This window comes from Rhodococcus sp. IEGM 1370 (assembly GCF_033142325.1).
In the GTDB taxonomy this organism is placed as follows: Bacteria; Actinomycetota; Actinomycetes; order Mycobacteriales; family Mycobacteriaceae; genus Rhodococcoides.
Genome location: NZ_JAWLRY010000008.1, coordinates 45,592 through 70,576 on the forward strand (window position 1 = coordinate 45,592; position 24,985 = coordinate 70,576).

The 24,985-nt window shown below is 65.3% G+C and carries 20 protein-coding genes; 8 read left to right on the plus strand and 12 right to left on the minus strand.

Features of this window, described 5'->3' with window-relative positions; all coding sequences use genetic code 11:
- Positions 1-20: 20 nt before the first annotated feature.
- Both R4P47_RS12890 and R4P47_RS12895 read right to left on the minus strand, forming a co-directional pair.
- Positions 21-734, minus strand: a complete 714-nt coding sequence (locus R4P47_RS12890) for an aminoglycoside phosphotransferase family protein (RefSeq protein ID WP_317533634.1) — start codon at positions 732-734, stop codon at positions 21-23.
- A 120-nt stretch (positions 735-854) separates the two neighbouring features.
- The gene (locus R4P47_RS12895) at positions 855-1,991 is read right to left on the minus strand and encodes a DUF3068 domain-containing protein (protein ID WP_317533550.1); all 1,137 of its coding nucleotides are present in this window, start codon (positions 1,989-1,991) and stop codon (positions 855-857) included.
- Positions 1,992-2,157: 166 nt separating this feature from the next.
- On the opposite strand from R4P47_RS12895, the gene R4P47_RS12900 reads away from it, so the two are divergent.
- On the plus strand, positions 2,158-3,306 hold the full coding sequence (locus R4P47_RS12900) for an acyltransferase (protein WP_317533551.1): 1,149 nt from the start codon (positions 2,158-2,160) through the stop codon (positions 3,304-3,306).
- Here the strand turns inward: R4P47_RS12900 and R4P47_RS12905 are convergent.
- From R4P47_RS12905 to R4P47_RS12915, 3 genes are all read right to left on the minus strand, one after another.
- Positions 3,284-7,531: an alpha-(1->3)-arabinofuranosyltransferase gene (locus R4P47_RS12905; RefSeq protein WP_317533552.1), complete on the minus strand. Its 4,248-nt coding sequence runs from the start codon at positions 7,529-7,531 to the stop codon at positions 3,284-3,286. The genes R4P47_RS12900 and R4P47_RS12905 overlap by 23 nt on opposite strands.
- A 22-nt stretch (positions 7,532-7,553) precedes the next feature.
- On the minus strand, positions 7,554-7,724 hold the full coding sequence (locus R4P47_RS12910) for a DUF2613 domain-containing protein (protein WP_082073827.1): 171 nt from the start codon (positions 7,722-7,724) through the stop codon (positions 7,554-7,556).
- Positions 7,725-7,827: 103 nt separating this feature from the next.
- Positions 7,828-8,295, minus strand: a complete 468-nt coding sequence (locus R4P47_RS12915) for a universal stress protein (protein ID WP_094639207.1) — start codon at positions 8,293-8,295, stop codon at positions 7,828-7,830.
- Positions 8,296-8,450: 155 nt separating this feature from the next.
- Here R4P47_RS12915 and R4P47_RS12920 point away from each other — a divergent pair, with 155 nt between their 5' ends.
- Both R4P47_RS12920 and R4P47_RS12925 read left to right on the plus strand, forming a co-directional pair.
- A complete protein-coding gene (locus R4P47_RS12920; protein WP_317533553.1) occupies positions 8,451-9,626 on the plus strand; it encodes a glycoside hydrolase family 3 N-terminal domain-containing protein in 1,176 nt (391 codons plus the stop codon).
- A 62-nt stretch (positions 9,627-9,688) separates the two neighbouring features.
- Positions 9,689-10,291, plus strand: a complete 603-nt coding sequence (locus R4P47_RS12925; RefSeq protein ID WP_032396646.1) for a TetR/AcrR family transcriptional regulator — start codon at positions 9,689-9,691, stop codon at positions 10,289-10,291.
- Between the two features lie 70 nt (positions 10,292-10,361).
- Here the strand turns inward: R4P47_RS12925 and R4P47_RS12930 are convergent, their stop codons facing one another.
- Positions 10,362-11,219: a MaoC/PaaZ C-terminal domain-containing protein gene (locus R4P47_RS12930; RefSeq protein WP_094639226.1), complete on the minus strand. Its 858-nt coding sequence runs from the start codon at positions 11,217-11,219 to the stop codon at positions 10,362-10,364.
- A complete protein-coding gene (locus R4P47_RS12935; RefSeq protein WP_317533554.1) occupies positions 11,216-12,562 on the minus strand; it encodes a 3-oxoacyl-ACP reductase in 1,347 nt (448 codons plus the stop codon). The genes R4P47_RS12930 and R4P47_RS12935 overlap by 4 nt, the downstream gene beginning before the upstream one ends.
- An 83-nt stretch (positions 12,563-12,645) precedes the next feature.
- Here R4P47_RS12935 and R4P47_RS12940 point away from each other — a divergent pair, with 83 nt between their 5' ends.
- Complete coding sequence (locus tag R4P47_RS12940) at positions 12,646-13,989, plus strand: acetyl-CoA C-acetyltransferase (RefSeq protein WP_094612988.1); 1,344 nt, start codon at positions 12,646-12,648, stop codon at positions 13,987-13,989.
- A gap of 130 nt (positions 13,990-14,119) precedes the next feature.
- Here R4P47_RS12940 and R4P47_RS12945 read toward each other — a convergent pair whose 3' ends face one another.
- From R4P47_RS12945 to R4P47_RS12965, 5 genes are read right to left on the minus strand one after another with little or no spacing between them, the layout of a single operon-like run.
- On the minus strand, positions 14,120-15,439 hold the full coding sequence (locus R4P47_RS12945) for an ABC transporter substrate-binding protein (protein WP_317533555.1): 1,320 nt from the start codon (positions 15,437-15,439) through the stop codon (positions 14,120-14,122).
- Positions 15,436-16,479, minus strand: a complete 1,044-nt coding sequence (locus tag R4P47_RS12950; RefSeq protein WP_068049160.1) for a branched-chain amino acid ABC transporter permease — start codon at positions 16,477-16,479, stop codon at positions 15,436-15,438. Before R4P47_RS12950 ends, R4P47_RS12945 begins: the two co-directional genes overlap by 4 nt.
- 1 nt (position 16,480) lies before the next feature.
- Positions 16,481-17,359 (minus strand): branched-chain amino acid ABC transporter permease, encoded by an 879-nt coding sequence (locus tag R4P47_RS12955; RefSeq protein ID WP_094639203.1) that lies wholly within the window; start codon positions 17,357-17,359, stop codon positions 16,481-16,483.
- 22 nt (positions 17,360-17,381) lie between these two features.
- Complete coding sequence (locus tag R4P47_RS12960) at positions 17,382-18,104, minus strand: ABC transporter ATP-binding protein (RefSeq protein WP_317533556.1); 723 nt, start codon at positions 18,102-18,104, stop codon at positions 17,382-17,384.
- Positions 18,094-18,915, minus strand: coding sequence for an ABC transporter ATP-binding protein (locus R4P47_RS12965; protein ID WP_256989537.1), 822 nt, complete (start codon positions 18,913-18,915; stop codon positions 18,094-18,096). The genes R4P47_RS12960 and R4P47_RS12965 overlap by 11 nt, the downstream gene beginning before the upstream one ends.
- A 148-nt stretch (positions 18,916-19,063) precedes the next feature.
- Between R4P47_RS12965 and R4P47_RS12970 the strand changes: the two genes are divergently transcribed.
- The 4 genes from R4P47_RS12970 (at position 19,064) to R4P47_RS12985 (ending at position 24,979) form a co-directional block, all read left to right on the plus strand.
- A complete protein-coding gene (locus R4P47_RS12970) occupies positions 19,064-20,368 on the plus strand; it encodes a helix-turn-helix domain-containing protein (protein WP_317784945.1) in 1,305 nt (434 codons plus the stop codon).
- A gap of 229 nt (positions 20,369-20,597) precedes the next feature.
- Complete coding sequence (locus R4P47_RS12975; RefSeq protein WP_317533558.1) at positions 20,598-22,832, plus strand: VanW family protein; 2,235 nt, start codon at positions 20,598-20,600, stop codon at positions 22,830-22,832.
- Between the two features lie 148 nt (positions 22,833-22,980).
- Positions 22,981-23,472: a flavin reductase family protein gene (locus R4P47_RS12980; RefSeq protein WP_068049175.1), complete on the plus strand. Its 492-nt coding sequence runs from the start codon at positions 22,981-22,983 to the stop codon at positions 23,470-23,472.
- A 622-nt stretch (positions 23,473-24,094) separates the two neighbouring features.
- Positions 24,095-24,979 (plus strand): hypothetical protein, encoded by an 885-nt coding sequence (locus R4P47_RS12985; RefSeq protein WP_317533559.1) that lies wholly within the window; start codon positions 24,095-24,097, stop codon positions 24,977-24,979.
- Positions 24,980-24,985 lie beyond the last annotated feature (6 nt).

Genomic DNA, 24,985 nt, shown 5'->3' on the forward strand with positions numbered 1-24,985 from the left:
CCGTGCGGACCAGACGATGGTCAAGGTGAGGCTGTACCAGTGAAGTCCGGCACCAATGACCTGGCGTAATCGGGTTCGGGTATCCAGCACGTAGCGATCTCCCACGCCACGTTCGCTCTGAGTTCGGCGGGACCGACCGGAAGGTCGTAGTGGGGTTGGTCCACCCGCGCTTCGTCCCAATCGAGCAACACACACCGGCCTTGTTTGTCGATGATCGCATTGCGCGCATGTGCGTCGCCGTGAACCACACATGTGGGGGACGGCGTTCGTGCCCCTCGCCAGGCATCGATTATCTGGTTGGCCAATTCGGTTGGCATAGCGGTCAAGTCGATATCGCCACCGACGAGGAGTTCGGGAAGATCGATCGAACTCGCCGACCCGGGGCGCTGCGGCCAGCCCTCGGTCACGGCGTGGACCGCGGCCAAGGCGTCCGCGATGCGGGGGTCTTTCGGTTCGGGGTGTGAACCTTCCACGTATTCGTAGACGTGCCAGCCGTCGACGTCCAGGTCGCCCGCCGACGACGGTATGAACACAGGTAGGTGGATGCCACATTCCTGGAGGTGGCGGAGAAGGTGCCACTCCCAGGACCGAGAATTCGGATTGCGACGTGAGTGTCGGATGACGACTCGGACGCCGTCGAGCTGCCCGGACCGGATGTCGTTTCGCGCACCACCGGACAACGGACCGTCGACTGCGAGACCCGGCCAACATGACCGCACCGATTCGGGGAGCATCACTGGTTTGGGTCCCGTCTCCAGATAAACCAGTGGCGTGGTTGCGTGCCCCCACGGGCACTCAACCACGCCACTGTCATCTGGGTCGTTCCGCAGGCTCCACTCCTGCGCGTAGCGCACTTACTCCTTGTTGAGGTTCGTCCTCGGAATCTCTTCCGTGCGATCCGTCGTCCAGTCGCGGTTGCTCGCGGGTGCGGGTGCTGCTCCGCCTGCGGGGTTCGGTCGCGGCGCGTTGTCGGCCCGGGCCGGCTGACGATGTCCGCCGTTTCCGCCGCCGCGCAGGAGCAGGACCACTCCGGCGATCAGCGAGATGACACCGAGAATTCCGGCGATGATCGGGACGGTGCGGCCGAAGAGCGAGAGTTGATCCTGGCCGTCCTTGGCCTGCTGGATCTGGTATTCGACGGTGTTCTCGTCGAACGTGATCGGTGCGTTGAGGACGTCGACCTCGGCGTTGCCCGCTTCACGTCCGTAGTACTGGTGAATCTGCTCTTCGCCCTTGACGACGACGCCGGTCTCGGGCTCGACCCACAGGGTGCGGGTGTTCTCGTACCAACGGGTCATCGTCACCGGCGCGGCTCCACCCTCGACACCCCAGGTGTCGGCGGGCAGGGTGACCTTGTTGGTCGGCAGGTTCACCACGGTCGACAGGTCGACCGGGCCGACGGTCTGCTGGTACTGGTACACCGGCGTGCCGTTGATCTCGGTTGCCTCGACGAAATCGATGTCCTTGGTCGCACGCGCGTTGACGTCGAAGTACGGGTAGCTCTTCTGCTCCGAGTTGAACGGGAACTTGTACTGCAGACCGGTGTGGGCCACCTCTTCGGCGGGCGCGTTGCCGGCAACCTGGATGGTGCCGATCGGGTTCTCGACGGGCATGGACGTCTTGCGGTCGATGGTGACGCGGTCGACGCTTGCGGTCAGCAGTCCGGTGTCGGCCTGCTTGTCGCTGCGACGCAGAGTCTGGCCCGCTTGCAGCGTCATGATGTCGGCGTCGGAGGGATCCTCGACGGTGACGAATCGCTGCGAGACGAGGGGAACGTTCTGGTCGACGACTGCGCGGCCGGCGGCGAGGGAGGTCGCATCGAGCACGCTGCCCTCACCGGTGGAGACGGTGGTGACCTCGAGATCCAGCGGCGTCTTCTCGAGTGCCGAAATGGTGTAAGTGGGAATGAGAATGGCGGCGACCACCAGAAACGCGCCCAAGCCGATGAGTACGAGGGCAAGTATCCGGCTCGGCCCTGAGCGCTCCGCCATGCTGAATCTCCTTAGTTGACCGCTTCATGGAAGACACCGCGAGCGGGAAACATGTTCACCCCGACCCGATGCCCGATTTATTACGACACGTCGCAGGTGACAGTAACAGTCGACAGTGGCACCGGTCTCGTCTGCGCCGGTTCGACACGGCACACTTGAGACCACCATGAGCACACAGACCCGTTCGGCAAGCGTTGTCCCGCTTCGTGGGTTCGTACCGTCACTCGAGGGAATGCGTGCCGTCGCGTGTATCGGCATCGTTGTCACCCACGTGGCCTTTCAGACCGGTGGCGCGACCTCGCCGATCTTGGGTCATGTGTGGGGCAGATTCGACCTGACGGTGGCGATCTTCTTCTCGCTGTCCGGATTCCTGCTGTGGCGTCCGCACGCGGCGGCAGCTCGCGGTCATGGGACTGCCCAGCCGCTCGGCCGCTATTTCCGTTCGCGGTTCGCAAGGATTCTGCCCGGTTACTGGGTCGGCGTGGTGCTGATCCTGCTGTTTCTTCCCGATGCAGGCGGTGACTACCGCGTGTGGCTGGCGAACCTGTCGTTCACTCAGGTGTTCGTGCCGCTGACCCTGACCCAGGGCTTGACGCAGATGTGGTCGCTGTCCGTCGAGATCGCTTTCTATCTTCTGCTGCCGGTGTTCGCCTGGTTGATGGTGCGCCTGCGCGGTGCGGCCGCCGCCCGCCGTATACCGGTCATTCTGGGCGCTGCTGTGCTGACACTGTCGTGGGCTTTCGTTCCGGTGTCGACCCCCGATGGCATCCACCATGACAACTGGCTCCCCGGCTACTTCCCGTGGTTCGCGGCGGGGATGCTGCTCGCCGAGATCTCGGTGGGGCCGACGACCTGGGTGCATCGGTTGGCTCGTCGCCGACGTGTCATGGCGTCCATCGCGGTTGCCGCGTTCGCTCTATCGGCAACTCCTCTGGCGGGTCCGCAGGGCTTGGTGCGTCCGGCGGCCTGGCAGTTCGAGATCAAGATCCTGCTCGGCGCGATACTGGCCTTCGCGATGCTCGCCCCGCTGATTCTCGCCGAGGACGGGAGCCGGCATCGCTTCCTCGAGCATCCGGTGATGCTGACGCTGGGCCGCTGGTCGTACGGATTGTTCATCTGGCATCTGGCTGTACTTGCCGTCGTGTTCCCGGTGTTCGGCATCATCCCGTTCTCGGGCGGGATGTGGTTCGTGTTGCCGGTGACGCTCGCACTGTCGATTCCGGTGGCAGCGGCGAGCTACGCGCTGGTGGAGGATCCTGCTCGACGACGCTTCGGCCCCCGCAAGAAGGCGGTCAGGGCTTCCGTATCGCCGTGATCGCCAACGCGACGATTCCGATGAGGGACGCCAGCTGCACCCAGTAGGAACCGCCGACGTAGCCGTCGGGAGATCGCCATGGTCCGAGCGAGAGCAGCGCTGGTGCCAGCAGCGTGAGTCCGCCTGCAGTGCAGGCCAATACAAGTGAGGACGCCGTGCGACCGTGACGGCGGTCCAGGAGCATGGCACCGATGCCGATCACGGCCACGGCCACCACACCGGCGATTCCGGCCAACACGATCGTTGCTCCCAGCAGCGCCACGACTGCGACCGGAACGCTCTGCCACGGCCGCGGCGACGGACCGACATCACGCACTCCTCGCGGCCGACGCAGCGCTACGAACAGCAACGGGATCAGCAGGAGAAGCCCACCGAAGATGCCGAGCCGGTACCAGCGGTCGGTGGTGAAATCCAACGAGATCGTCCCCGACGCCCCCGCCGGAACGATCCAGGCCTGCTGCCACCCGTCGACCACTACCGGGGACAGCTCGAGGCCGCCGGGAGCTGTTGCGCGCCAACCACTGTTGTTGCTCTCCGGGATGACCAGCAGACGGTCCTCCGTTGCGGAGGTGAGCGTCACCTCGCGGTGATCGGCGCTCCAGGCGGTGGTCCGGGCGGCCCGCGGTGCCGAGCTTGTCGGCCAATCGGCGGGAATGGGCATGGTGCGCAACCGAATACCGTCGACGAAGAACGATGCTCCCGGCTGCACCACCACGTCCTGGCGTCCCTCGGGCAGTGATACCGGGTTGACGAAATTCTCGTTCAGCGGGGTGTCGGAGTCGCACACCGACGCCTTCAGCGGCTCGCCGGAACGGAACTGGTCCGCGGTGGCCGTCACCGACGTGCGCACCGTTTGCCCGGCGATGGAGACGATGGGGCCGTCGAAGCAGTCGACGGTGATCCGGCGATCGCCGTCGTACGGTGCGCCGATCGGTTCACCACCGGACAGTGGCGTCACTTCGGCGAAGCCGGGAGGCTGTGACTGGATGAAGCCCAACGAGTTTCGGTCCAGGACGCCGTCCCAGTCCACGATCGACAACGCGATCCTGTCGGTCACGAACGGTGCCAGTTCGAGAGTCGTCGAGCCGTCGGTGTCGACGTCGCGCACCATCGGGCCGTTGCCGAGGTTGACGGCGACCCGGGTGGGGTGTGCCGGAAGTTCGCCGAGGCTGGGGGTGAGTTCGAGCCCGTCCACCAGTGTGGGAGTAGGCAATTCGATGGTCAAGGTGGGGTTGGTGCCGGCTCGATCGGTGATCGACTTCTCCGGCGCGGTCCAGGACGTGCGCGGATCACCGTCGGTCGCGGCGAATGCCGAACCGTGCAGATCGGCGACGTCCGACGCCCCGCTGGCCAACGGCCGCCCGGGCTGCGCCAGCAGCGCTTCGAGTTCGGGGGACTGACGCGTGCGCACCGTCAGGTCCGGAATGACCGCGGTGCCCATCGGTACGTCGATCGTGCGCGAGAAGCGGCCCAATTCCTCGGGCGACTTGGACAGCCCACTGCTGCAACGGATTCGATCCTCGGTGTCGAGGCATCCGGAACGGCCGGGGAATTCCTGGCCCAGTTCCCAGGCGTCGACGCTCGCCCCGTCGGGAGTCGCGGGCAGCACCGCGCGGTGCACGATCGGTACCTGCGTCGGGTTGTCTCGGTCGGAGTAGTCGTCCACCGACACCTCGCTGATGCCGAACTGGCTGCCCCGGGTTCCGTCGACCGTCGACTTCGCGGTGATGCGCAGCCACGGGGTTTCTCCGCCCGGCAGTGACACCGTCATCGGCTCACCCGGCTCGTCGACGCGCGCCGCGGTCGAGCCGTTCGGGGTGGTGATCTCCACCCACTTCACCGGGTCGCCGATCGTCCCAGGGCTGGTACGCATGCGCAGCAGCCCGCCGCGCACCGGAGTATCGAAGTCCAGTTGAAGCCATTGCCCCACAGCGCGTTCGATACCGTTGCTGATCCAGCTGGTAGCCAGATCTCCGTCCACCGCGGCGGCGACACCGCTACCCGGGGCGCTGCCGCCGATCTGCGTTGCGTCCGACGCCGAGCTCGACGCCGTCAGGGTCGCGCCCTCCCACTCGGCGTCCACGGTCTCGGCCCCGTACACCGGGTAATCGGAGACCTCGTTGAGCGAACGGCGCGGCTCGTCGGCGGCCCGCAGTGCAGAACTGTGATTGTCGACCTGACCGAAGTCCGTCTCGCGATTCATCGGGGTGTCGGTCACCGTCACCGAGTTCACGGCGATCCCCGCCGCCGCTGCATCCGAGGCCAGCAGAGTGGGACCCGACGGCACAGGATTGCGAATCCCGTTGTTCCGCAGTTCGTTCGAGCGCAGGATGGACTCCGGACCACCCTGGACCACCGGGACACGATCGAGATCGACGGTGTAGGGACCGGACGCGGGAATGCCTGCCGAATCACCGACCGCGTAGATCTCCACAGCCGGATACGGCGGTCGAAGATCACCGTCGAGTACGACGCCGTCGACCTGACCCGGAGCCACGTCCTCACCGAACTCGGCCACCTTCTCGAGTCCCGGCGAACCGTCGAGCACCTGGTGCACCGATGCGGGACGGGTGGATCGGGAGTCCTCGGGATCGAGGTCGTTGCGCACGACGACGTAGCTGATGCCCTGTCCCAGAAGGGTATCGGCCAACCCGGCCGACGGCCGACCGTCGGCGAACAGTCGTTGCACGGAGTCCAGCGCGCGGATGGCACCGGGCGGGGTGAGCGGTACCGCGTCGCGGACGGTCCAGGGCGTGGTGGCCAACGCCTGCAGTGGTTCGTCTCGGGTCAATCCCCAGGTCTGCAAGGCGAACGGTGCGCCGGGCACAATCAAGGCTCGCTGCGCGTCGGAACCGTCCGGGCTCGATCCCGAGGCATTCTCGGTGAGCCAGTCCGCGGCGTCGTGCCAGTACTGCGGAACGGCCTCGTACGCTCCTCGGGGCGCGAGCTTGCCCGTCCATGCCAACGAGGTGGACAGCGTCAAGGCCACGAGGATCAGCGCGGTCACTGCCATCATCGGATGCTTCTCGGGATGCGCGACGGCCGATCGCCACTGCGTCCGCGGCGCGGAACCCGGCAGCGGAACTCGGGCCAACAGGTGAGCCAGGCCCAGCACCAACGGTATTCGAATGACCGGCTCGAGTTTGTGGATGTTGCGTAGCGGTGCGCCTGCCGAATCGAGGAACACCCGGACGGCACCCGCGAATGGACCGTCCAGCTCGCCGACGAACCCGGCACCGAGGCCGACCAGACCGACGAACAACATGATCGTCAATCGCCCGCGCGCGGGCATCGAGCGCATCGCCAGGCCCGCGATTCCAGCAGCCGCGATCAGACCCGTCGCGATGACGGCCGCCGGCTGAGTCACCAGAACCGCACCGGCCACTCGCTCGGGAGAGACGAACGGCGTCCAACTGCCGGTGCCGCGCAGTACCTCCGTCAGTGACGTCCACTGCGTGGTGGTGCCGGACGATTCGATGTAGTCGAGAAACGGTGGAGAGACCTTGCCCAGCAACAGCAGTGGAACGATCCACCACAGCGTCGCGAGCACGAGAAAGCCCGACCACCACGCGCCGAAGACGACCCAACGTTTGTTCGGCCGATGCGACGACATCCAGATGACGGCCACCAGAACGGCGGCGGCGGTGGCGACGGCATTGACTGCGCCCATCAACGCGACCGCGAGCGCCGACTGCGCGGCCGCGCGTCTCACCGTGTACTTCCCGGAGTCGGAGCCGAGATACCGCACCATCGGGATCAGCACCCATGGTGCCAGCATCATCGGCATCGTCTCCGAGGAGATCGACGCGAGGGTGGTGATCACTCGCGGAGAGAGAACAAAGGCCGTCGCCGCGATCAGACGGGAACTGCGGCTGCCGATACCGAGGGCTTCGGCGAGTCGGACGATTCCCCAGAAGCCGGCGATGAGCAGCAGCGCCCACCAGATGCGCTGAGTGATCCAGGGCGGGATCGACAGCAGGTCGCCGCCGGCGAAGAACGCACCGTGCGGAAAGAAGTAGCCGTAGGCCTGGTTCTGCACCTGGCCGAGTGGGGCTGCGCTGTTCCACTGATGGGAGGCGCGTTCGAGAAATCCGAGAGGGTTCTGAGCCAGGTCGAACTTGGTGTCGGCGACGGTGAAGCCGGGGACCTGAAGAAAAGTGAGGAGGAACGCCAGAATCGAGACGCCGAAAAGCCATGTACGGCCGAGCGGCTCGGCCGAGATCATCGATTCACGAAAGCGACCAGCGTCAGCGGCTGCCGTACTCAACCTGGTTCAGCAAGGACGAGTCGGCGTTTCCGGAGCGATCGATATCCGGACGAGAGTTGTCGGCTGCGGCTGCGGTGACTCCGAAGACGACGCCCGCACCAAGTACGGCTCCGACGACGGCGGCAATGACACCCGGGACAGCAAACTTCATCTCGGTTCTCCAGTCAGTCGGCTCAGGAAGGAAGCGGGCGAGGTGGACCCTCGCGCGGGCATCACGGTATCACCCGTACCTGCAGAACAGGCCGGTGGACGCGTTACTTGCCGGGGGGAACGATCAGGACGGGTCGATGGCTGTGTCGCAGAACGTGCTCGGCCACCGAACTCTGGAGCAGCGCACGAAGACCGGTGGTGCCTCTCGTGCCGGTGACGATGATGTCGACGTTCATCTCGTCGGCCTTCTCCACGATCGCGCTCCAGATGGCGGTGGTGCATTCGGTGCACTGGCCCTCCACCTTCAGGCCCGCGGCCTCGGCCAGCGCGACACCTTCGCTGTTGGTCACCTTCGCGTCGGTGAGCGCAACGTCCTCGGCCTCGTCGTCGGGCACCCATTCGGGCTGCATGACGCCGGAGAGGCCGGACATTCGCGCGGCCTGACGCACCATCGGCTCCCACGCGGTGACGACGATCGCACGTGATGTGGTGAGAAAGCGTCCGGCATAGTCGATGGCGCGTTTGGCATTGTCGGAGCCGTCGTAGGCAATGAGTATGAGGTCTGCGGGCATGGTTCGAGGTCCTCCTCATGTCGCGTTCGTCCAGATTACCCCCATCCCCTTCGGGATCAATGTGGGTTTCAGTCGGTCGGAGTGCAACAAAGCCACATTGATCCGGACCCGGGGCGCGCAAGGAACACCCCCCGTCTCGGCTACCGTCGTATTCCATGCGACTTCGGTTTTCGGTTCGGTCCGCTGCGGTGATGACGGTCGGTGTCGGCTTGTTGGTCTCGTGCTCGAGTGAGTCCACGCAGGTCGCGTCGACGCAGACGGCACCACCTGCCTCGACGACGACTGCGGCCGAGACGACGGTCCCGCAACCGCTCCCACCCGTCGACGAGTGCGTGACGTTCGTCGACGGCCTCACCGAGCGTCAGCGACTGGCGCAGTTGCTCACCGTCGGAGTCACGGGAACTGCGGACGCGGTGCAGATCATGTCGACCGAGCAGGTCGGTGGCCTGTTCGTCGGGAGTTGGACCGACGAGTCGATGCTCGGAAATCGGGAAGTACCGCAGGTGCTCGACGCCTCCGCGGTGGCTCCGATGATCACCATCGACGAGGAGGGTGGACGGGTCTCGCGAGTCGCGGATCTGTTGGGAGAGGCACCGTCGGCGCGAGTGTTGGCTCAGACGATGTCGGTGGACGAGGCCTATCAGGCGGCGTTGACGCGCGGCCAGGGGTTGAAGGATCTCGGTGTCACCGTCGACTTCGCTCCGGTGGTCGATGTGAGCGCTCAGCCCGATGATTCCGTCATCGGCGATCGGTCGTTCTCCGACGATCCGCAGGTCGTCATCGAGTACGCGGGTGCATACGCGCGGGGTCTGGAAGACGCGGGCGTCAAGCCCGTCATCAAGCACTTTCCCGGGCACGGTTCGGGATCGGGCGACTCACATACCGGCGCGGTGACGACGCCGTCGCTCGACGAGTTGAAGGCCAAGGATCTGTTGCCGTTCGCGGCGTTGAACAACACCGGCGTCGGCGTCATGGTCGGGCACCTCGATGTGCCGGGACTGACCGAGCCGGGTGTGCCGGCGAGTATCAGCCCGGCCGCGATGGCGTTGTTGCGCGATGGCGTCGGATACGGTGCCGCACCGTTCGACGGCCCGATCTTCACCGACGACCTCAGCGGCATGGCGGCGATCACGGCGAGGCTCGGGATCGTCGACGCGGTCGAGGCGGCGTTGGTTGCGGGAGCAGATGTGGCGCTCTGGCTCACCACCGATCAGGTGCCCGCGGTGTTGGACAATCTCGAAGACGCGGTGGCGACGGGACGCCTCGACGCGGCGCAGGTGGACGAGGCTGCGGCGACGGTTGCCCGGTTCAAGGGGGCGTGCGGGGCCTGATTGTGCGGTACTGGACCTTACTGTGGAGTAACGTCTAGTACTTCGTACGTATTGGAGGGTCCATGGCTGGCGGCACCAAGAGATTGCCCCGCGCCGTCCGCGAGCAGCAGATGCTCGACGCGGCGGTGGATGTGTTCTCCGACAACGGTTTTCACGAGACGTCGATGGATTCGATCGCCAAGAAGGCGGCCATCTCCAAGCCGATGCTCTATCTGTACTACGGGTCGAAGGACGAGTTGTTCGCGGCGTGTATTCATCGCGAGGGCGTCAAATTCGTCGAGGCCCTGACTCCTGCTGCAGACCCGACGCTGACGCCGCGCGAGCAGCTGCGCAAAGCGCTGATCGGCTTCCTGGGATTCGTCGGCGAGAACCGGAAATCGTGGATGGTGCTCTACCGTCAGGCGATCGGCCAGCAGGCGTTCGCCTCGCAGGTGCAGAGCAGCCGGGATCGGCTGATCGAGCTGACGGCCGGTTTGCTCGCCATGAGCACGAGGGATCCGGAGCAGTCGCAGAATTTCGGGCTGATGGCCGTCGCGTTGGTCGGGGCAGGCGAGGCCGTGGCCGACCGCGTGGCGGGCGGCGAAATCGAGGTCGACGCCGCAGCGGACCTGTTGGAGAACCTGGCCTGGCGCGGCCTGGCGGGAAAGAAGACCGCCACGACCTAGGCTCCTGCCGAACTCGAAGTTATGGACGAAAATCCTAGGAAATCCGTCCATAACTTCGAGTTCGAGCCAGCTACCGCAGCGTTCCCGTCAGATGCGGGTAGCCCTTCTTCGGGTTCTTCAGCGACAGGTCCCAGCCGGTACCGACGGCGTCGGCGTAGGCGTTGATCGTCGCGGGCAGGACGATCGGCTTGCCGAAGCGGATGCTGTAGTTCACGGCTTCCGGAATTCGACCCTCGACGGTCTGCAGGACGGCTGCCGCGCTCCACATTCCGTGCGCGATGGTCTTCGGGAACCCGAATGCCTTTGCGCCGAGCGAGGATACGTGAATCGGGTTTCGGTCTCCGGAGATGGCCGCGTACCGGCTGATGATCCGCTGATCGACGCGCAGGGTGCGGGTCGGGGGCGGCGGGACCTCGTCGGCGGGCGGTGCCTCACGGGGTCCACCGGACAGCGAGGTCTTCTGCAGGCTCAGGAAGCTCGAGGTCTGCTTCCAGACCAGTTCCCGTCCCACTTTGACCTCGCTGATCAGGTCCACCAACAAACCCTTGCGATGCTCGCGCAGATTCTCCGCGTGCACTCGGATGTCCAGCGGTTCGGAAGCGGAGATGCCACGGAACTGCTCGATGACGTTCTCGGCGTGTACCGAACCGATGGCCGCGAACGGAAAGCCCTTGGACACCATCAGTTTCATCACCGTCGGGAAGACGAGGGTGAAGGGGTAGGTCACCGGGAGCTGATCGCCGAATCGCAGCCCCGTCGCCCGGCAGTACCCGGCGAGGTTGTCGGGGTCCACCCGCAGGCCCTTGAGTTCGTACACCGTGTTCGGCACCGACGACGACCGGGATCCGAGGAACGGCAGCGCGCCGAGCGCAGCCGAGGTGTAGATGTCGGAGGTCTTCGGCTGCGCGGTGAGCGTGACGGTGCTCATGCGCCGAGCAGGCTCTGGCCGCACACGCGCACGACCTGGCCGGTGACGGCGTTCGATGCGGGAGAAGCGAAGTACGAGACCAATTCTGCGACGTCCACGGTCTCGCCGCCCTGCAGCAGCGAGCTCATGCGGCGTCCGGCCTCACGGGTGGCGAACGGGATTGCCGCGGTCATCGCGGTCTCGATGAAGCCAGGGGCGACGGCGTTGATGGTGATGTTCTTCTTCGCCAGCACCGGTACGGATGCATGCACCAGGCCGATGACGCCTGCCTTGGAGGTGCCGTAGTTGGTCTGGCCGCGGTTGCCTGCGATGCCGGCGATGGAGGAGACGTCGACGACGCGGCCGCCCTCCTTGAGTGCGCCGGATGCGACCAGCTCGTCGGTGATGCGCTGCGGGGCAGCAAGATTGACGCCGATGACCGAGTTCCAGCGGGCGTCGTCCATGTTGGCGAGGGTCTTGTCGCGAGTGATGCCTGCGTTGTGCACGATGATGTCGGCTCCGCCGTGACGCTCGAGCAGGTGCTTCGAGAGGACCTCTCCGGCGTCGGGGGAGGTGACGTCGAGTGCGAGCGAAGTGCCGCCCACCTTGTTGGCCGTCTGCGACAGTGCTTCTCCGGCAGCGGGAATGTCGGCTGCGATGACGGTCGCTCCGTCGCGGGCGAGGACCTCGGCGATGGTGGCACCGATGCCGCGGGCCGCTCCGGTGACGACGGCTACCTTGCCTGCGAGCGGCTTGTCCCACGAAGCCGGTGCCTGCGAGTCGGCGTCTCCGACGGTGATGACCTGGCCGTCGACGAAAGCGGACTTGGCCGAAAGCAGGAAGCGGAGGGTGGATTCGAGGCCGGACAGGCCGGTCGACGCCTTGGGGGAGATGTAGACGAGCTGCGCCGTGGCACCGCGCTTGACCTCTTTGCCGACGCTGCGGGTGAAGCCTTCGAGGGCGCGCTGAGCGATGTGCTCGTCGACGCTCGAGGTCTCCTCCGGCGTCGTGCCGATGACGACGACGCGAGCGGACGGTGCCAGGTTGCGGATGACCGGCTGGAAGAACTTGAAGAGCTGCTCGAGCTCGGCGACATTGCCGATTCCTGTGGCGTCGAACACCAGTCCACCGTGCTTGTCGTCGTGCGGCTGCGACTGCGGGTAGTCCGACAGCAGCTCACGCAGCGGCTCGACGAGGCGGCCACTGCCACCGATCAGGACCGGTCCGGCCAGCGGCGGCTCGCCTGCCTTGTAGCGGCGCAGCTTCTCGGGCTGCGGCAGGCCTGCCTGCTTGGCGATGAAGGCTCCCGGCGCGGACGCGAGGAACGTTGAGTAGAGATCTGGGGCTCCCTTGGAGGCTGCCACTGTCGTACCTTTCATTCAGCGCTGCTCGCTCGAGGAGCGAGGCGCACGACCGGGTGTCGACAACCAACTTACTCGCCAGTAAGATGAAACTCCACCAGGGCCTTTTTCGACGATGTTTGGAGACGTCAGTGACAAGCAAGCAGCTACGACCGGTCGCAATCGTCGGTGGCAACCGCATTCCTTTCGCGCGCTCGGACAAGAAGTACGCGCTGGCGTCCAACCAGGACATGCTCACCGCGACCATCGACGGGCTGGTCTCGCGATTCGGTCTGCAGGGCGAGCGCCTCGGTCTCGTCGCGGCCGGTGCCGTGCTCAAGCATTCACGCGATTTCAACCTCACTCGCGAGGTCGTACTGGGCAGTGCATTGAGCCCGTACACCCCGGCCTTCGACATCCAGCAGGCCTGCGGCACCGGCCTTCAGTCGATCATCGCCGTCGGCGACGCCATCGCGTCGGGTCGCATCGATGCCGGTATCGGCGGCGGTGTCGACACCACCTCCGACGCTCCGATCGGCGTCAACGACGAACTGCGCGAGTTCCTGCTCTCCCTGAACCGGGCCAAGAGCACCACCGACCGCATCAAGCTTCTCGGCAACGTCCGTCCCGGCATGCTCGGCATCGAGATCCCGCGCAACGGCGAGCCGCGTACCGGCCTGTCGATGGGTGACCACGCCGCCATCACCGCCAAGGAATTCGGCGTCCGCCGCGAGGACCAGGACGAACTGGCCGCAGCGAGCCACAAGAACATGGCTGCCGCCTACGACCGCGGCTTCTTCGACGATCTGGTGACGCCGTTCCTCGGCCTGACCCGAGACGACAACCTGCGTCCGGGATCGACCGTGGAGAAGCTCGCGACGCTCAAGCCGGTCTTCGGAACCAAGCTGGGCGACGCCACCATGACGGCCGGTAACTCGACGCCGCTGACCGACGGTGCGTCGGCTGCCCTGCTGTCGAGTGACGAATGGGCCGCCGAGCGCAACCTGCCGGTGCTCGCGCATCTGGTCGATTCCGAAACCGCCGCAGTCGATTACGTCCATGGCAACGGATCGTTCAAGGACGGCCTGCTGATGGCTCCGACCTACGCGATTCCGCGTCTGCTCGCGCGCAACGGCCTGACGCTGCAGGATTTCGACTACTACGAGATCCACGAGGCGTTCGCTTCGGTGGTGCTCGCAACTCTGCAGGCTTTCGAGAGCGACGAGTACTGCAAGGAGCGGCTCGGCCTCGACAGCGCGCTCGGTTCCATCGATCGCAGCAAGCTCAACGTCAACGGCTCCTCGCTCGCAGCGGGTCACCCGTTCGCCGCGACCGGCGGACGCATCGTGGCCTCGCTGGCGAAGATGTTGGCCGAGAAGGGCTCGGGCCGTGGCCTGATCTCGATCTGCGCGGCCGGTGGCCAGGGCGTCACCGCGATCATCGAGCGCTGATCACTGCAGCTTCGGCTGCTCACGAATCGGGGGACACAGGGTCGGCGGATCCGGTAATCGAGGGGTTTTCGGATCTGCCGACCACGACATGAAAAAGGGGCACGCATCCGCGTGCCCCTTTCTCGTGTGATCAGCCGGGTATGCCGCTTTCCGGCGGGGTCGATTCTTCGCCGGTGTATTCCTCCACAGCCGAATCGTCGATGTCCGTCTGCAGTACCGGAGTCAGGTACTCGGGCACTCCGCCGCGGATCTGGAAGACACTGGCACCGGAGATACCGAGGTGACTGTCTTCCGAGTACCGGAACGGAGCCAGCTGCGGTCCCTCGAAGTCCATTCCGCCGTCCTGGATGGCTGCGACGATGCCCTCACGGGTGGGATTCTCGCCTGCCGCCTCGAGTGCCTGCACGAAGGCGTAGGCCTGGCTCAGACCGTAGATCCGGTAGTTCGTCAGTGGATCACCGGTTCCGTTCTCCGCCCACACCTTCTGCCACAGTTGGGTCCACGGGTTCTCCGGAGAGTCGACGCCCGGGATGTACTCCAGCGAGATCATCCCTTCGAGCGACTGTGCGCCGTCGGTGACCGCACCCTGCGAGAAGCGGCCCAGCAGTGAGCCGACGAGGTCGACGTCGGAACCGATCGAGCTGTAGAACCACTCGGGGTCGTAGTTCAGCCGCATGGCGGTCAGCTGGCTCAGCGCGGTGTACGAGGGCACGTTGAAGCCGAGGATCAGATCGGCTCCGGCACCTTGCAGGGCCGCGATCTGAGGTGCGACATCGGTGTTGCCCGAGGTGTAGCGCACGACCTCGACGATCTGGTCGTCGAGATACTGGCGAACCGCTTCCTCACTGTCTCGGCCGAGGTCGTCGTCCTGGAGGAACAGTCCGACCTTGGCGTCGGGCCGGTTCTTGGTCACCCAGTCGCCGATGATCTTGCCCTCGACCTGGTAGTCGGGCTGCCAGCCGAACGTGTTGGGGTACTTCTCTGGATCGTTGCCCCACATGATCGCGCCGGAGGAGACGAACAGGTCCGGCACACCCTCCTCGTTGAGGAAGTCGATGACAGCGCTGTGGGTCGCGGTGCCGAGTCCGCCGACGACGGCGAACACCTCGTCCTGCAGGACGAGTTCGTTGACCACCTGGGTGGTGGTGGTCGGATCGTACGAATCGTCTCGAACCACGTACTCGATCTGCCTGCCGTTGATGCCGCCCGCGGCATTGACGTAATCGAAGTAAGCCTGGGCGCCCGTGGGGATTTCGCTGTAGCCGGGAGCCGCGACCCCGGTCAACGGGAAGTGGGCACCGATCTTCACCGACGTGTCGGTGATGCCGACCGTCGATCCTTCCGAGGACTCCGTCGCCTCGTCTCGGCCACCTGCACCGCACGCCGCGGCCAACGAGACGACGGCGACGAGTGCGGTCGTTCTGAACGCCACCGATCCGTACTTTTTCATTTCATTCCTTTTCTGGTTGTACGTAACTTGCGATACGTGCCCACCAAACCCAGTGGGGCGAACAGGATGACGAGGACGGTGAAGATTCCGGTCACCAGTGGTGCGAGTTCGGCCGATTGCAGACTGCTCAGCCCCAGATCGAGACCGAGGTTGGTCACCACCGGCGGGATGTAGGTCAGCAGAACGGCCCCGATCAATGCGCCGGACAGGGTTCCCAGTCCACCGATGACGACGGCGGAGAGCAGGGTCAGCGAGAGGGTGAGGGTGAAGCCGCTCGGTGCCGCGATTCGGGCCGACATCGCCAGCACTGCACCGCCCGCGCCGGCACAGGCCGCACTGACCACGAATGCGAGGATGCGTGCGCGGCCCAGGTCGATACCGGACAACTCTGCGGCGACCTCGTCGTCTCGGACGGCCCGCCAGCGACGACCGATGCGGCTCGACGAGATGTTGGCCAACAGGAAGAACACCAGCACGAGCAGTATCCAGCTGACGTACGCGACGAATTTCGTTCCGCTGAGCTCGTTTCCGGTGACGAAGAACATCATGTCGTCGATCAGCTCCGGCACTTTCGGTGCCGGGACGACGAGGCCTTGTTCGCCGCCGAGGTAGTCCGAGAAGTACAGGGCCAGGCCCGGTACGGCGACGGCGAGCGCCAGCGTCGCGCCGGCCAGGTACGGCCCGTGCAGTCGGGCGGCGGCCACTCCGACCACGATGCCCACCACTGCCGAGATCACGGTGGCGGCAAGCAGGACGAGGGGTACCGACCATCCCGAATCGTTGGCGCGCAACATCAATGCTGCGGTGTACGCACCGACCGCCATGAACGCGCCGTGCCCCAGGGACAGCTGGCCGCTCAACCCGGTCAGCACCGTCAGTCCGCCGGCAGCGATCGCCAGGTAGGCGACGGACGTGAGTTGGCTCTGACGGAAGGTGCTCAGAGATTCGAGGGCGAGCACGATGACGACGAGTCCGATGACAGCGCCCAGGAAGTGGCGTCGAACCGGTGTTGCGGTGAGGCGAGTGAGAGTCGCGTTCATGTCATACCCTCCTGGCCGCGGAGCCGGCGAAGAGCCCGCTCGGTCGCAGCAGAAGCACGACGATCAGGATCACCAATGCCGCGCTGGAGACCAGATCCTGACCGAGATAGCCGCTGACGAAACTGAGACCGATGCCCATCAACAGTCCGCCGACCACTGCGCCCGCCGGGCTGTCCAGTCCGCCGAGAACTGCTGCGACGAAGCCGAATACGACGATCGAGTCCATGTAGCCCGGATGTACCAGCGAGCCACCTGCGATGAGCAGCCCCGCCAGCGAACCGACCACTGCGGCCAGGGCCCAGCCGAGAGTGAGCATTCGGCTCACGCGGACTCCGAGGAGTTTCGCGACCTCCTGCTCGAAGGCGCTCGCGCGCATCTTCAGTCCCAGATCGGTGAACCGGAAGAGCAGGATCAGCAGTCCCAGGACCACGAGGACGGCGATGATCTTGAAGATGTCGTAGCCGGTCAGCGCTACGTTCATGTCGCCGATCCGCTGCCCGGTGAGGCCGAACGGTGCGGGGAAGGAACGGAATTGGTTGCCGAAGATGATGGCGGCCACCGCGTGGATGATGATGAACAACCCGAGCGTGAGAATGACCGGGTTGATGTGCGACGAGCTGTCGACGAACCGGATGACGAGTCGCTCCGTCAAGGCTCCCAGGAGCAGGCCGCACAGCAGCGCGACTGCGAATCCGATCCAGTAGGAGTAGCCGGCGTCGATGACGACCAGTGCGACGTAGGTGGTGATCATGGCCATCGGGGCCTGGGCGAAGTTGACGATTCGGGTCGATCGCCAGATGAGGACGAGGGCGAGCGCGAACGCGGCGTAGATCATGCCTGTCGTCACGCCGTTGATGAGGATGGTGAGCAGTTGTTGCACTGTGGCAGGCGTCCTTTCGGCTCTAGAACCCGAGGTAGGCGTGTCGGAGGGCGTCGTCCCCGGCCAAGGTGTCGGCGGGACCTTCCACCGCGACCTTGCCCAGATCCAGGACGACGGCGTGTTCGGCGATCGACAGCGCGCTGCGAGCGTTCTGTTCGACGAGAACGACGGTCATCGACTCGGAGTCGACGAGCCCGCGCAACGTCTCGAATATCTGTGCGGCGACTTTGGGTGCGAGTCCGAGAGAGGGCTCGTCGAGCAGAAGCACCGACGGTGTCGCCATCAGTGCTCGGCCGATCACGAGCATCTGCCGCTCTCCGCCGGACAGGGTGTGTGCGGAGGACGTTCGACGGCCGGTCAGGGGCGGAAACATGTCGTAGATGCGGTCGAGGGTGACGGCGTCGTGACTTCGGTTGCGTCCCATCGCGCCGAGTCGAAGATTCTCGTCGACGGTCAACTCGGCTATGACGCCACGTCCCTCGGGAACGTGCGCAAGACCTTTGCGGGACATGTGATCCGGTGCCACGCCGACTATGTCGGCCCCGGCGAGTTCGATCCTCCCCGATACCGGTTTGAGCAATCCCGAGATGGTCCGCAGCAGAGTGGTCTTTCCTGCTCCGTTCGCGCCGAGTACGGCGGTGACAGCTCCGGCCGCGACGGTCATCGACACCGAGTCGAGGGCGGTGACCGGGCCGTAGCGAACGGTCAGATCGGTGATTTTCAGGTGTGCTGCGTCAGTCTTCATGTGCCACTTCGTTTCCGAGATATGCCGCCAGTACGGCAGGGTCCTCGCGGATCTGATCGGGCGTTCCCTGTGCGATGACCTTGCCGAAATCCAGCACGTAGATTCGGTCGCACACACTCATCACGAGATCCATGTGGTGTTCGACGAGCATCACCGATGTTGCGGGTCGTTCCGGTTCGGAATCGGTGGGTGCCGTTGCGAGCGATCGGATCTCGTCGCCGAGCTCGCTCATTTCGTCACTGGACAGACCCGAGGCGGGTTCGTCCAGCAGGAGCAATGTCGGTGCGCTCACCAGGGCGCGTGCGAGCGCAACGCGTTTGCGCACCGCGTACGGCAGGCTCGGTGGCAATCGGTGCGCATAGCCGTCGATGCGCAGGCGTTCGAGAGTGGCCATCGCGGTGGAACGGACGGCGGCATCGTCGGAGGCGCTCGACGGTAGGCCGAGGAGGCCGGCGAGGATCCCGGTGTGCGCTGTCCGGTCGGCACCGACCATGACGTTGTCCAGCACGGTCATCCGATCGAACAGCCCGAGTCCCTGGAGAGTTCGGCTCATGCCGAGCCGGGGAAGGTCGTGCGGTCGTAGCCGGGTCAACGGTTCGCCGAGTCGTCCGAGTGTTCCCGATCGGGGACGAACGAGTCCGCACGCGACGTTGAACAGAGTCGTCTTGCCCGCACCGTTGGGCCCGATGACGCCGAGAACTTCGCCGGGTCGCACCTCGAGACTGACTCCGGACAGCGCGACGATGCCGCCGAAGGCCACCTCGATGTCCGCCATGGTGAGGACCGGGTCCTTCGTTCGAAGAGAGTTCAAGTGATCCACCTCACAATCTGTTGCGTTCACTATGGTGCGTTTCGCACAACGGGCGATATGGGCGCTGCGCACAGAATGTTTGGGTCCCTGGGCACCAGTAACGGTCAAATCGACCTGTCATGTGGGCTCAGTGCGCAAAACTGTTCAGGTGGGTGCTCCCGATGGTCGACGCGCATCGGCGCGTTCGGCTGCCCGCGGAGCGGTGACTGACTCCGACCAGGAGAAAATTCGGAGTGCGTGGGCCGCGTTGACGCCACGGGCCGACGCGATCGCCGACTCCATCACGCTGGCGCTGATCGAGCAGGAACCCGCCTACCTGGCCAGTTCCACTCCGGACATCGCCGGCGAGATCAGGCGCAGTACCCGTGAGCACATCAATCAGGGCCTTCGCACGTTGTCGGGGCTACGTACCGCGAACGACAACACCCGTGAGGTGTGGCGTCGTACCGGCAGGGAGCGTGCACGCCAGGGCATTCCGATGGAGTTGGTGCTCAAGGCGTACACGCTCGGGAGTCGGACGCTGTGGGAGGAGTTGATGCTCGAGCGCGAGCAGCGTCGAACCAGGATCGACGAGCATCTGCTTCTGGTGGCCGGTCAACAGTTGTGGCGTGCGCTCGACAGTCAGTACGAGACTCTCGTCGAGGCATACCGCCGGGAAAGCGCTCGAATGCAGCAGCGGGATATCGCCAACGTTCTGGTGATACTCGACGGCCTCCGATCGGGGCGAGGTGGCGATCCGGCATTCGTCATGGAAGCTCGTGCCACTCTTGGCCTTTCGGCATCGCAACAGATCGCTTGTGTGGTCGGACCGCTGGACGATCAAGGGTCGCCGCCGCTCCCGGCACCCGAGGACGCGTTGGATCAGATCGGTGCAGTCTCGCATTGGAACACCAGGGACGGCCACCAGTTCGCGCTCGTCGCACTCGGAACCGGATCGTGGAACTCCGTCGTCGACGCGCTCGCTGCTCGGGCTGTCGGGCCGGTGGGGGTCGCGCATTCTCCGGAGGGACTGTCGTCGTTCGCGGCGGCGTACCGCCTTGCGGCATTGACAGCCGAGACCATCACCGAGGACAGCGGCGTTGCCTTGGCGACGGACCGACTGCCCCGCGTGATCATGGCGGCCGACGACCAGTCGTCGGAGTTGCTGGTTCGCCACGCTCTCGGAAAGTTGTGGACGCACCCGGAGCCGCATCGAGGAACGCTGCTCGACACCCTGGCGCACATGCTCGCGTCGGACGGCTCGCCCACCAACGCCGCCAAGGCGCTCTACTGCCACCGAAACACCGTGATCTACCGGGTTCACCGGATCGAGGAGTTGACCGGGCACGATCTGACCGATCCGCGAGATCGGCTCTTGCTCACCCTCGCGCTGGTCAGGACGGGACATTGGGCCCGAGCCGTCGGGCAAGGGGACAGTTCGACGACCCGTGGATCATTCAACCGAATGAATTGACGAGACAATTTCGCAGTCGTTGTAACGAGGTGGCACAGCCTGCATATATTCCAGTTGGCTCCGTGCTGCTGCCTGACCCCCGACCCGGCAGCAGCGCGGAGCCTTTGTCGTTCCTGCGCCGATGGTCTCCGAGTGAGCGTCACCGTTCGGTTTGCGTAAGCTCGTGCCGGGGGTACGCCGTGCAGAAGGGCGGAACGAACAACCAACGGTGGTCCTGGAAGGGTCGAACGTGAGCGAGGGCAACAGTAGGTCGGGTGACGCACCCAATGGTGCCGAACCGAAACCCGACGTACCGCCGTACGACGCTCCCACCGAGGTCTTCGGTGCGATCGGCGACGAGGCGGCCGGTCCCGAACATGCATCCGACGCCGAGCAGATCCCGGAAACGGAGCCCGAGCCGGCATCCGAGGTGGAAGCCGACACCGCTGAGCCCGAGTCCGACGACGCGGAATCCACTGTCGCAGACCCGGCCGTCGACGATGTCGAGACCACCGAAACCGCCGTCGCCGCTGAGGCTGGGGACGCGAAGCCCGATGCGGTCCCGGCCCCTCCACCGCCGCCCGCAGCCGACGAATCGCCGACGATCGCGCAACCCGTTGTTCCCGCAGAGGCCGATGTTCCTGCTGAGACCGTTGCTCCTGCGCAGACCGTTGTTTCTCCCCAGGCCGAGTCGCCGGTCCAGCCACCGGTGATTCCGCCGGAGGACGGAGCGCCGCAGGCCGCCGACGGGTCCGGGTTCGTGCCGCCGTGGCGGAAGATCGCGATCGGGACCGGCGCGGTGGTTGCGGTTCTCACGCTGCTGTATGCGGCGGATTGGATCACCTCCAGCGACCGAGTACCCCGTGGTGTGACCGTCGCCGGGATCGAGGTCGGCGGCAAGAGCCACTCCGACGCCGAAGAACTCCTGCGCTCGGAGCTCGGTGCGCGCGCCGAGCAGCCCGTATCGGTCGACGTCGGCGACCGACAGGTCGAGGTACTGCCTGCCGCTGCCGGTCTCGGTGTGGACTGGAACGCCACGCTCGACCGCGCCGGATCGCAACCGATCAACCCGATCACTCGACTGACATCGTTCTTCGGCAGCCGCGAGATCGGCGTCGTGTCGACCACGGACGAGCAAGCGCTCACCGCTGCCGTCGATGGCCTGCGGGTCGAAACCGACCGCGACCCCGTCGAAGGCGACGTCGTGTTCGACGGCAGCACACCGATTGCCGTCGCGCCGTTGGCCGGTCGGATACTCGACGCCGACGGGACGCGTCGCAACCTGCAGACCGAATGGGCCTCGGGCGCAACGGAAGCGGTGTACGAGTCCACTCCCGTCACGGTGACCCAGGAAGCCGTCGACCAGGCGCTGGAGAACATCGCCGCACCTGCGGTGGAGGCACCGGTGATTGTCGCCGGTCGCGAGAACGTCGACGCGACGCTGCCGACGGATCGGGTGGGCGAGGTTCTCCGCTTCGACCCCGACGGCCAGGGCGGACTGACCCCGATCTACGACACCGACGTCGCCACAGGCATTCTCGCGCCGCAACTCGTGCGCACCGAGGTACCGCCGAGGGACGCGTCGTTCACCTTCTCCGGCGGTGCACCGACCGTCGTCCCCGGAGAGATGGGCGAGCTGGTCGAGTGGCGCAAGACCCTCGAGCAGTTGCCTGCCCTGCTGTCCGCTGACGGACCCCGCACCACCGAGGCGATCTACGAGCCGGCCCCGCCCGCTCTCACCACCGAAGCCGCGCAGAATCTCGGTGTGCGAGAAGTGATTGCCGAGTACACCACCGGCGGATTCGAGTACGCGTCGGGCGTCAATATCGGGCTGACGGCGCAGATCGTGAACGGTGCGCTCGTGAAGCCGAAAGAAACGTTCTCTCTCAACGAGTACACCGGTCCGCGAGGTACCGCGCAGGGCTTCGTCGAGTCGGGGATCATCGACAACGGTCGACCCGATCGCGCCGTCGGCGGCGGCATCAGCCAGTTCGCGACGACGCTCTACAACGCGTCCTACTTCGCCGGTATGGAAGACACCGACCACACCGAGCACAGCTACTACATCAGCCGATACCCCGAGGCGCGCGAAGCGACGGTCTTCGAAGGTGCCATCGACCTGAAGTTCACCAACCCGAACGACACCGGTGTGGTCATCCAATCGTTCGCCGATTCGTCCAGCGTCACCGTCCGACTGTGGGGAACCAAGACGGTCGACGTCGAATCGATCACCGGTTCGCGAACCAACTTCACCTCACCCGACACGGTGACACTGCCCGCAGGCGCAGGCTGCGTCGCGTCCGGTGGAGGCCAAGGATTCACCGCCAGTGACACCAGGGTGATCAGCGATGCCGCGTCGGGCAGGGAAATTTCGCGGAACACCCGAACGGTGAAATACGACCCGATCCCCATCGTTCGATGCGTTCAGCCCGATCGCCCGGCACCCGCGGCGGACCCGGCTCCGGAACCGGAAGAAGACGAGTGATGCTGCAACCGCGAGAGGGTCATTCGAATCACGTCGATTCGGACTGTAGCGTTGCCGCCCGATCGGGTGTTTGCTTGCACTAGGTGTTCGCTCGTCGGAACTGTGCCCACGCGGGGTTGCATCACAAGATCGAAAGGGAGCTTCGTCCATGACGCTCACACGTACCGTCCTCGATCAGCAGACGCTTCGTGAGGCGTACGCGCAGTTCCCGAGCGGAGTGGTCGCGATCGCCGCGAAGATAGACGGCGTCCTGGTGGGCTTGGCGGCCAGCAGCTTCGTATCGGTGTCCATCGACCCGCCCCTCGTCGCGGTGTGCATCCAGAACACGTCGACGACATGGCCGAAACTCGAGTTGGCACCCAACATCGGCGTCAGCGTTCTCGGCGAGGCACACAACGACGCCGTCCGTACCCTGGCAGCCAAGACCGGTGACCGATTCGCCGGCCTCGACCTCACCGTCACCGACGGGGGAGCAGCCTTCATCGTGGGGGCCACCGCATGGCTCGACACCACCATCGAGCAGCAAATCCCCGCGGGCGACCACGCAATAGTGTTGCTGCGCATACATTCCCTGGACGTCCAGAGTGAAGTGAACCCAATCGTGTTCCACGGCAGCAAATTCCGCAAACTGCAGCAGTAGCGGCTGTTCCCTGTTCGGCTCCCCAGGTCCCCCAGGCTCCCCAGTCTTCGTCGGTTCCCTAGGTCCCCCGCCTCCCCAGTCTTCGCAAAAGCGCGCGCGTTTGTTGAATGCGCGCGAATTGGTGGCCCGATCGGGGGCAATTCTGCGCGCACCTGACGGCTGCGCGCGCATTTGTGGGGTCCGGCGTTGGTTTCGCCCTTCGACGCTTCGTCGGGTCGGCCCGCGTGACGATGCACCGTCGGCCTGTTCCCTGTTTCCCGTGTTCCTGTGTTCCCTGTTCCCGTTCGCCTGCTTCGGTTCCCCAGTCTTCGCAAAAGCGCGCGCGTTTGTTGAATGCGCGCGAATTGGTGGCCTGATCGGGGGCAATTCTGCGCGCACCTGACGACTGCGCGCGCGTTGGCGGCTCCGGCGCCACAGCGAACTGGTACGCCCGTACCTGTATTCATCCACAGGTCCGAAGTTGTACACAGGCAGGTACTTTCGTCCTCGGATCGGTGCGCGCATGGTCGAGACTCGAAAGATGAGGGATGACCGAATGGTGCGACGCTCGGAGGCTCTTGCCGATGGCAATGCCGATCACGAGCTGCGAGCAATGTATGAACGCGGGGGCTGGGAGCGTTTGGTGAATGGCGTCTACGTTCCGACGTCGAGGCTGGCCGGCCTTTCGGAGCAGGAGCGGCATCGGCTGTTGATCGACGCCGTATTTCCGATGATTGCGGACGGCAGCACGGTGAGTCACCGTTCGGCGGCGCTACTGCACGAATTACCCTTGCCCACGGGCGGATTCGACAAAGTTCACGTCACCCGACGCCGCCGCGGCGGAGGTCGAGCGAATGCAGCGGTGATCGTGCACTGTGCGCCGTGGGTACCCAGCACCACCGTCGACGGAATTCCCGTGACCTCATTGGCGCGGACGGTTGTCGACCTTGCCCGTACCGAGCCGCTTCTGTCGGCGGTGATCGCAGGTGACTCAGCTCTGAAGCGCTGCGATCCGAAGGAGCTTGAGTCGGAGTTGCAGCGTGCTCGGGGATGGAAAGGTGTGGCGCAGGCGCGACGAGCCATTTCTCTCATGGACGTTCGGAGCGAAAACCCCGGCGAGTCTCAGAGTCGAGTCATTCTGCGTGAGAACGGATTCGACGTGGAATCGCAGGTGGAGATCCTGGATCCGGACGGGCGGACGGTGGCGCGGATCGATTGGCTGGTCAATGGCGTCGTGGTGTGCGAGTTCGATGGTAAAGCCAAGTACACCAAGTACCTACGGCAGGATGAGCACCCCGGCGACGTGGTGTTCAGGGAGAAGGTGCGGGAGGACGCGGTGCGCGATCTCGGCTATCCCGTCGTGCGCTGGACGTGGGCAGATTTGGCGAATCCGGCGGAGCTGGTGGCGCGCGTGGCCCGAGCTGTGGAGCGGGCTGCTGCCCTGCCTCCACCACGAGGGACGGTGCGGAGTACCTCGTGCGGCCCGCAAATGCGCGCGCATTCGCCGAATGCACTCGAAATTGCCTGAGTATTC

What these genes read in the sequence shown, in the direction of transcription:
- R4P47_RS12890 (WP_317533634.1), bottom strand. Translation starts at nt 734, where the DNA reads ATGCTCCCCGAATCGGTGCGGTCATGTTGGCCGGGTCTCGCAGTCGAC.
- R4P47_RS12895 (WP_317533550.1), bottom strand. Translation starts at nt 1,991, where the DNA reads ATGGCGGAGCGCTCAGGGCCGAGCCGGATACTTGCCCTCGTACTCATC.
- R4P47_RS12900 (WP_317533551.1), top strand. Translation starts at nt 2,158, where the DNA reads ATGAGCACACAGACCCGTTCGGCAAGCGTTGTCCCGCTTCGTGGGTTC.
- R4P47_RS12905 (WP_317533552.1), bottom strand. Translation starts at nt 7,531, where the DNA reads ATGATCTCGGCCGAGCCGCTCGGCCGTACATGGCTTTTCGGCGTCTCG.
- R4P47_RS12910 (WP_082073827.1), bottom strand. Translation starts at nt 7,724, where the DNA reads ATGAAGTTTGCTGTCCCGGGTGTCATTGCCGCCGTCGTCGGAGCCGTA.
- R4P47_RS12915 (WP_094639207.1), bottom strand. Translation starts at nt 8,295, where the DNA reads ATGCCCGCAGACCTCATACTCATTGCCTACGACGGCTCCGACAATGCC.
- R4P47_RS12920 (WP_317533553.1), top strand. Translation starts at nt 8,451, where the DNA reads ATGCGACTTCGGTTTTCGGTTCGGTCCGCTGCGGTGATGACGGTCGGT.
- R4P47_RS12925 (WP_032396646.1), top strand. Translation starts at nt 9,689, where the DNA reads ATGGCTGGCGGCACCAAGAGATTGCCCCGCGCCGTCCGCGAGCAGCAG.
- R4P47_RS12930 (WP_094639226.1), bottom strand. Translation starts at nt 11,219, where the DNA reads ATGAGCACCGTCACGCTCACCGCGCAGCCGAAGACCTCCGACATCTAC.
- R4P47_RS12940 (WP_094612988.1), top strand. Translation starts at nt 12,646, where the DNA reads ATGAAACTCCACCAGGGCCTTTTTCGACGATGTTTGGAGACGTCAGTG.
- R4P47_RS12945 (WP_317533555.1), bottom strand. Translation starts at nt 15,439, where the DNA reads ATGAAAAAGTACGGATCGGTGGCGTTCAGAACGACCGCACTCGTCGCC.
- R4P47_RS12950 (WP_068049160.1), bottom strand. Translation starts at nt 16,479, where the DNA reads ATGAACGCGACTCTCACTCGCCTCACCGCAACACCGGTTCGACGCCAC.
- R4P47_RS12960 (WP_317533556.1), bottom strand. Translation starts at nt 18,104, where the DNA reads ATGAAGACTGACGCAGCACACCTGAAAATCACCGATCTGACCGTTCGC.
- R4P47_RS12980 (WP_068049175.1), top strand. Translation starts at nt 22,981, where the DNA reads ATGACGCTCACACGTACCGTCCTCGATCAGCAGACGCTTCGTGAGGCG.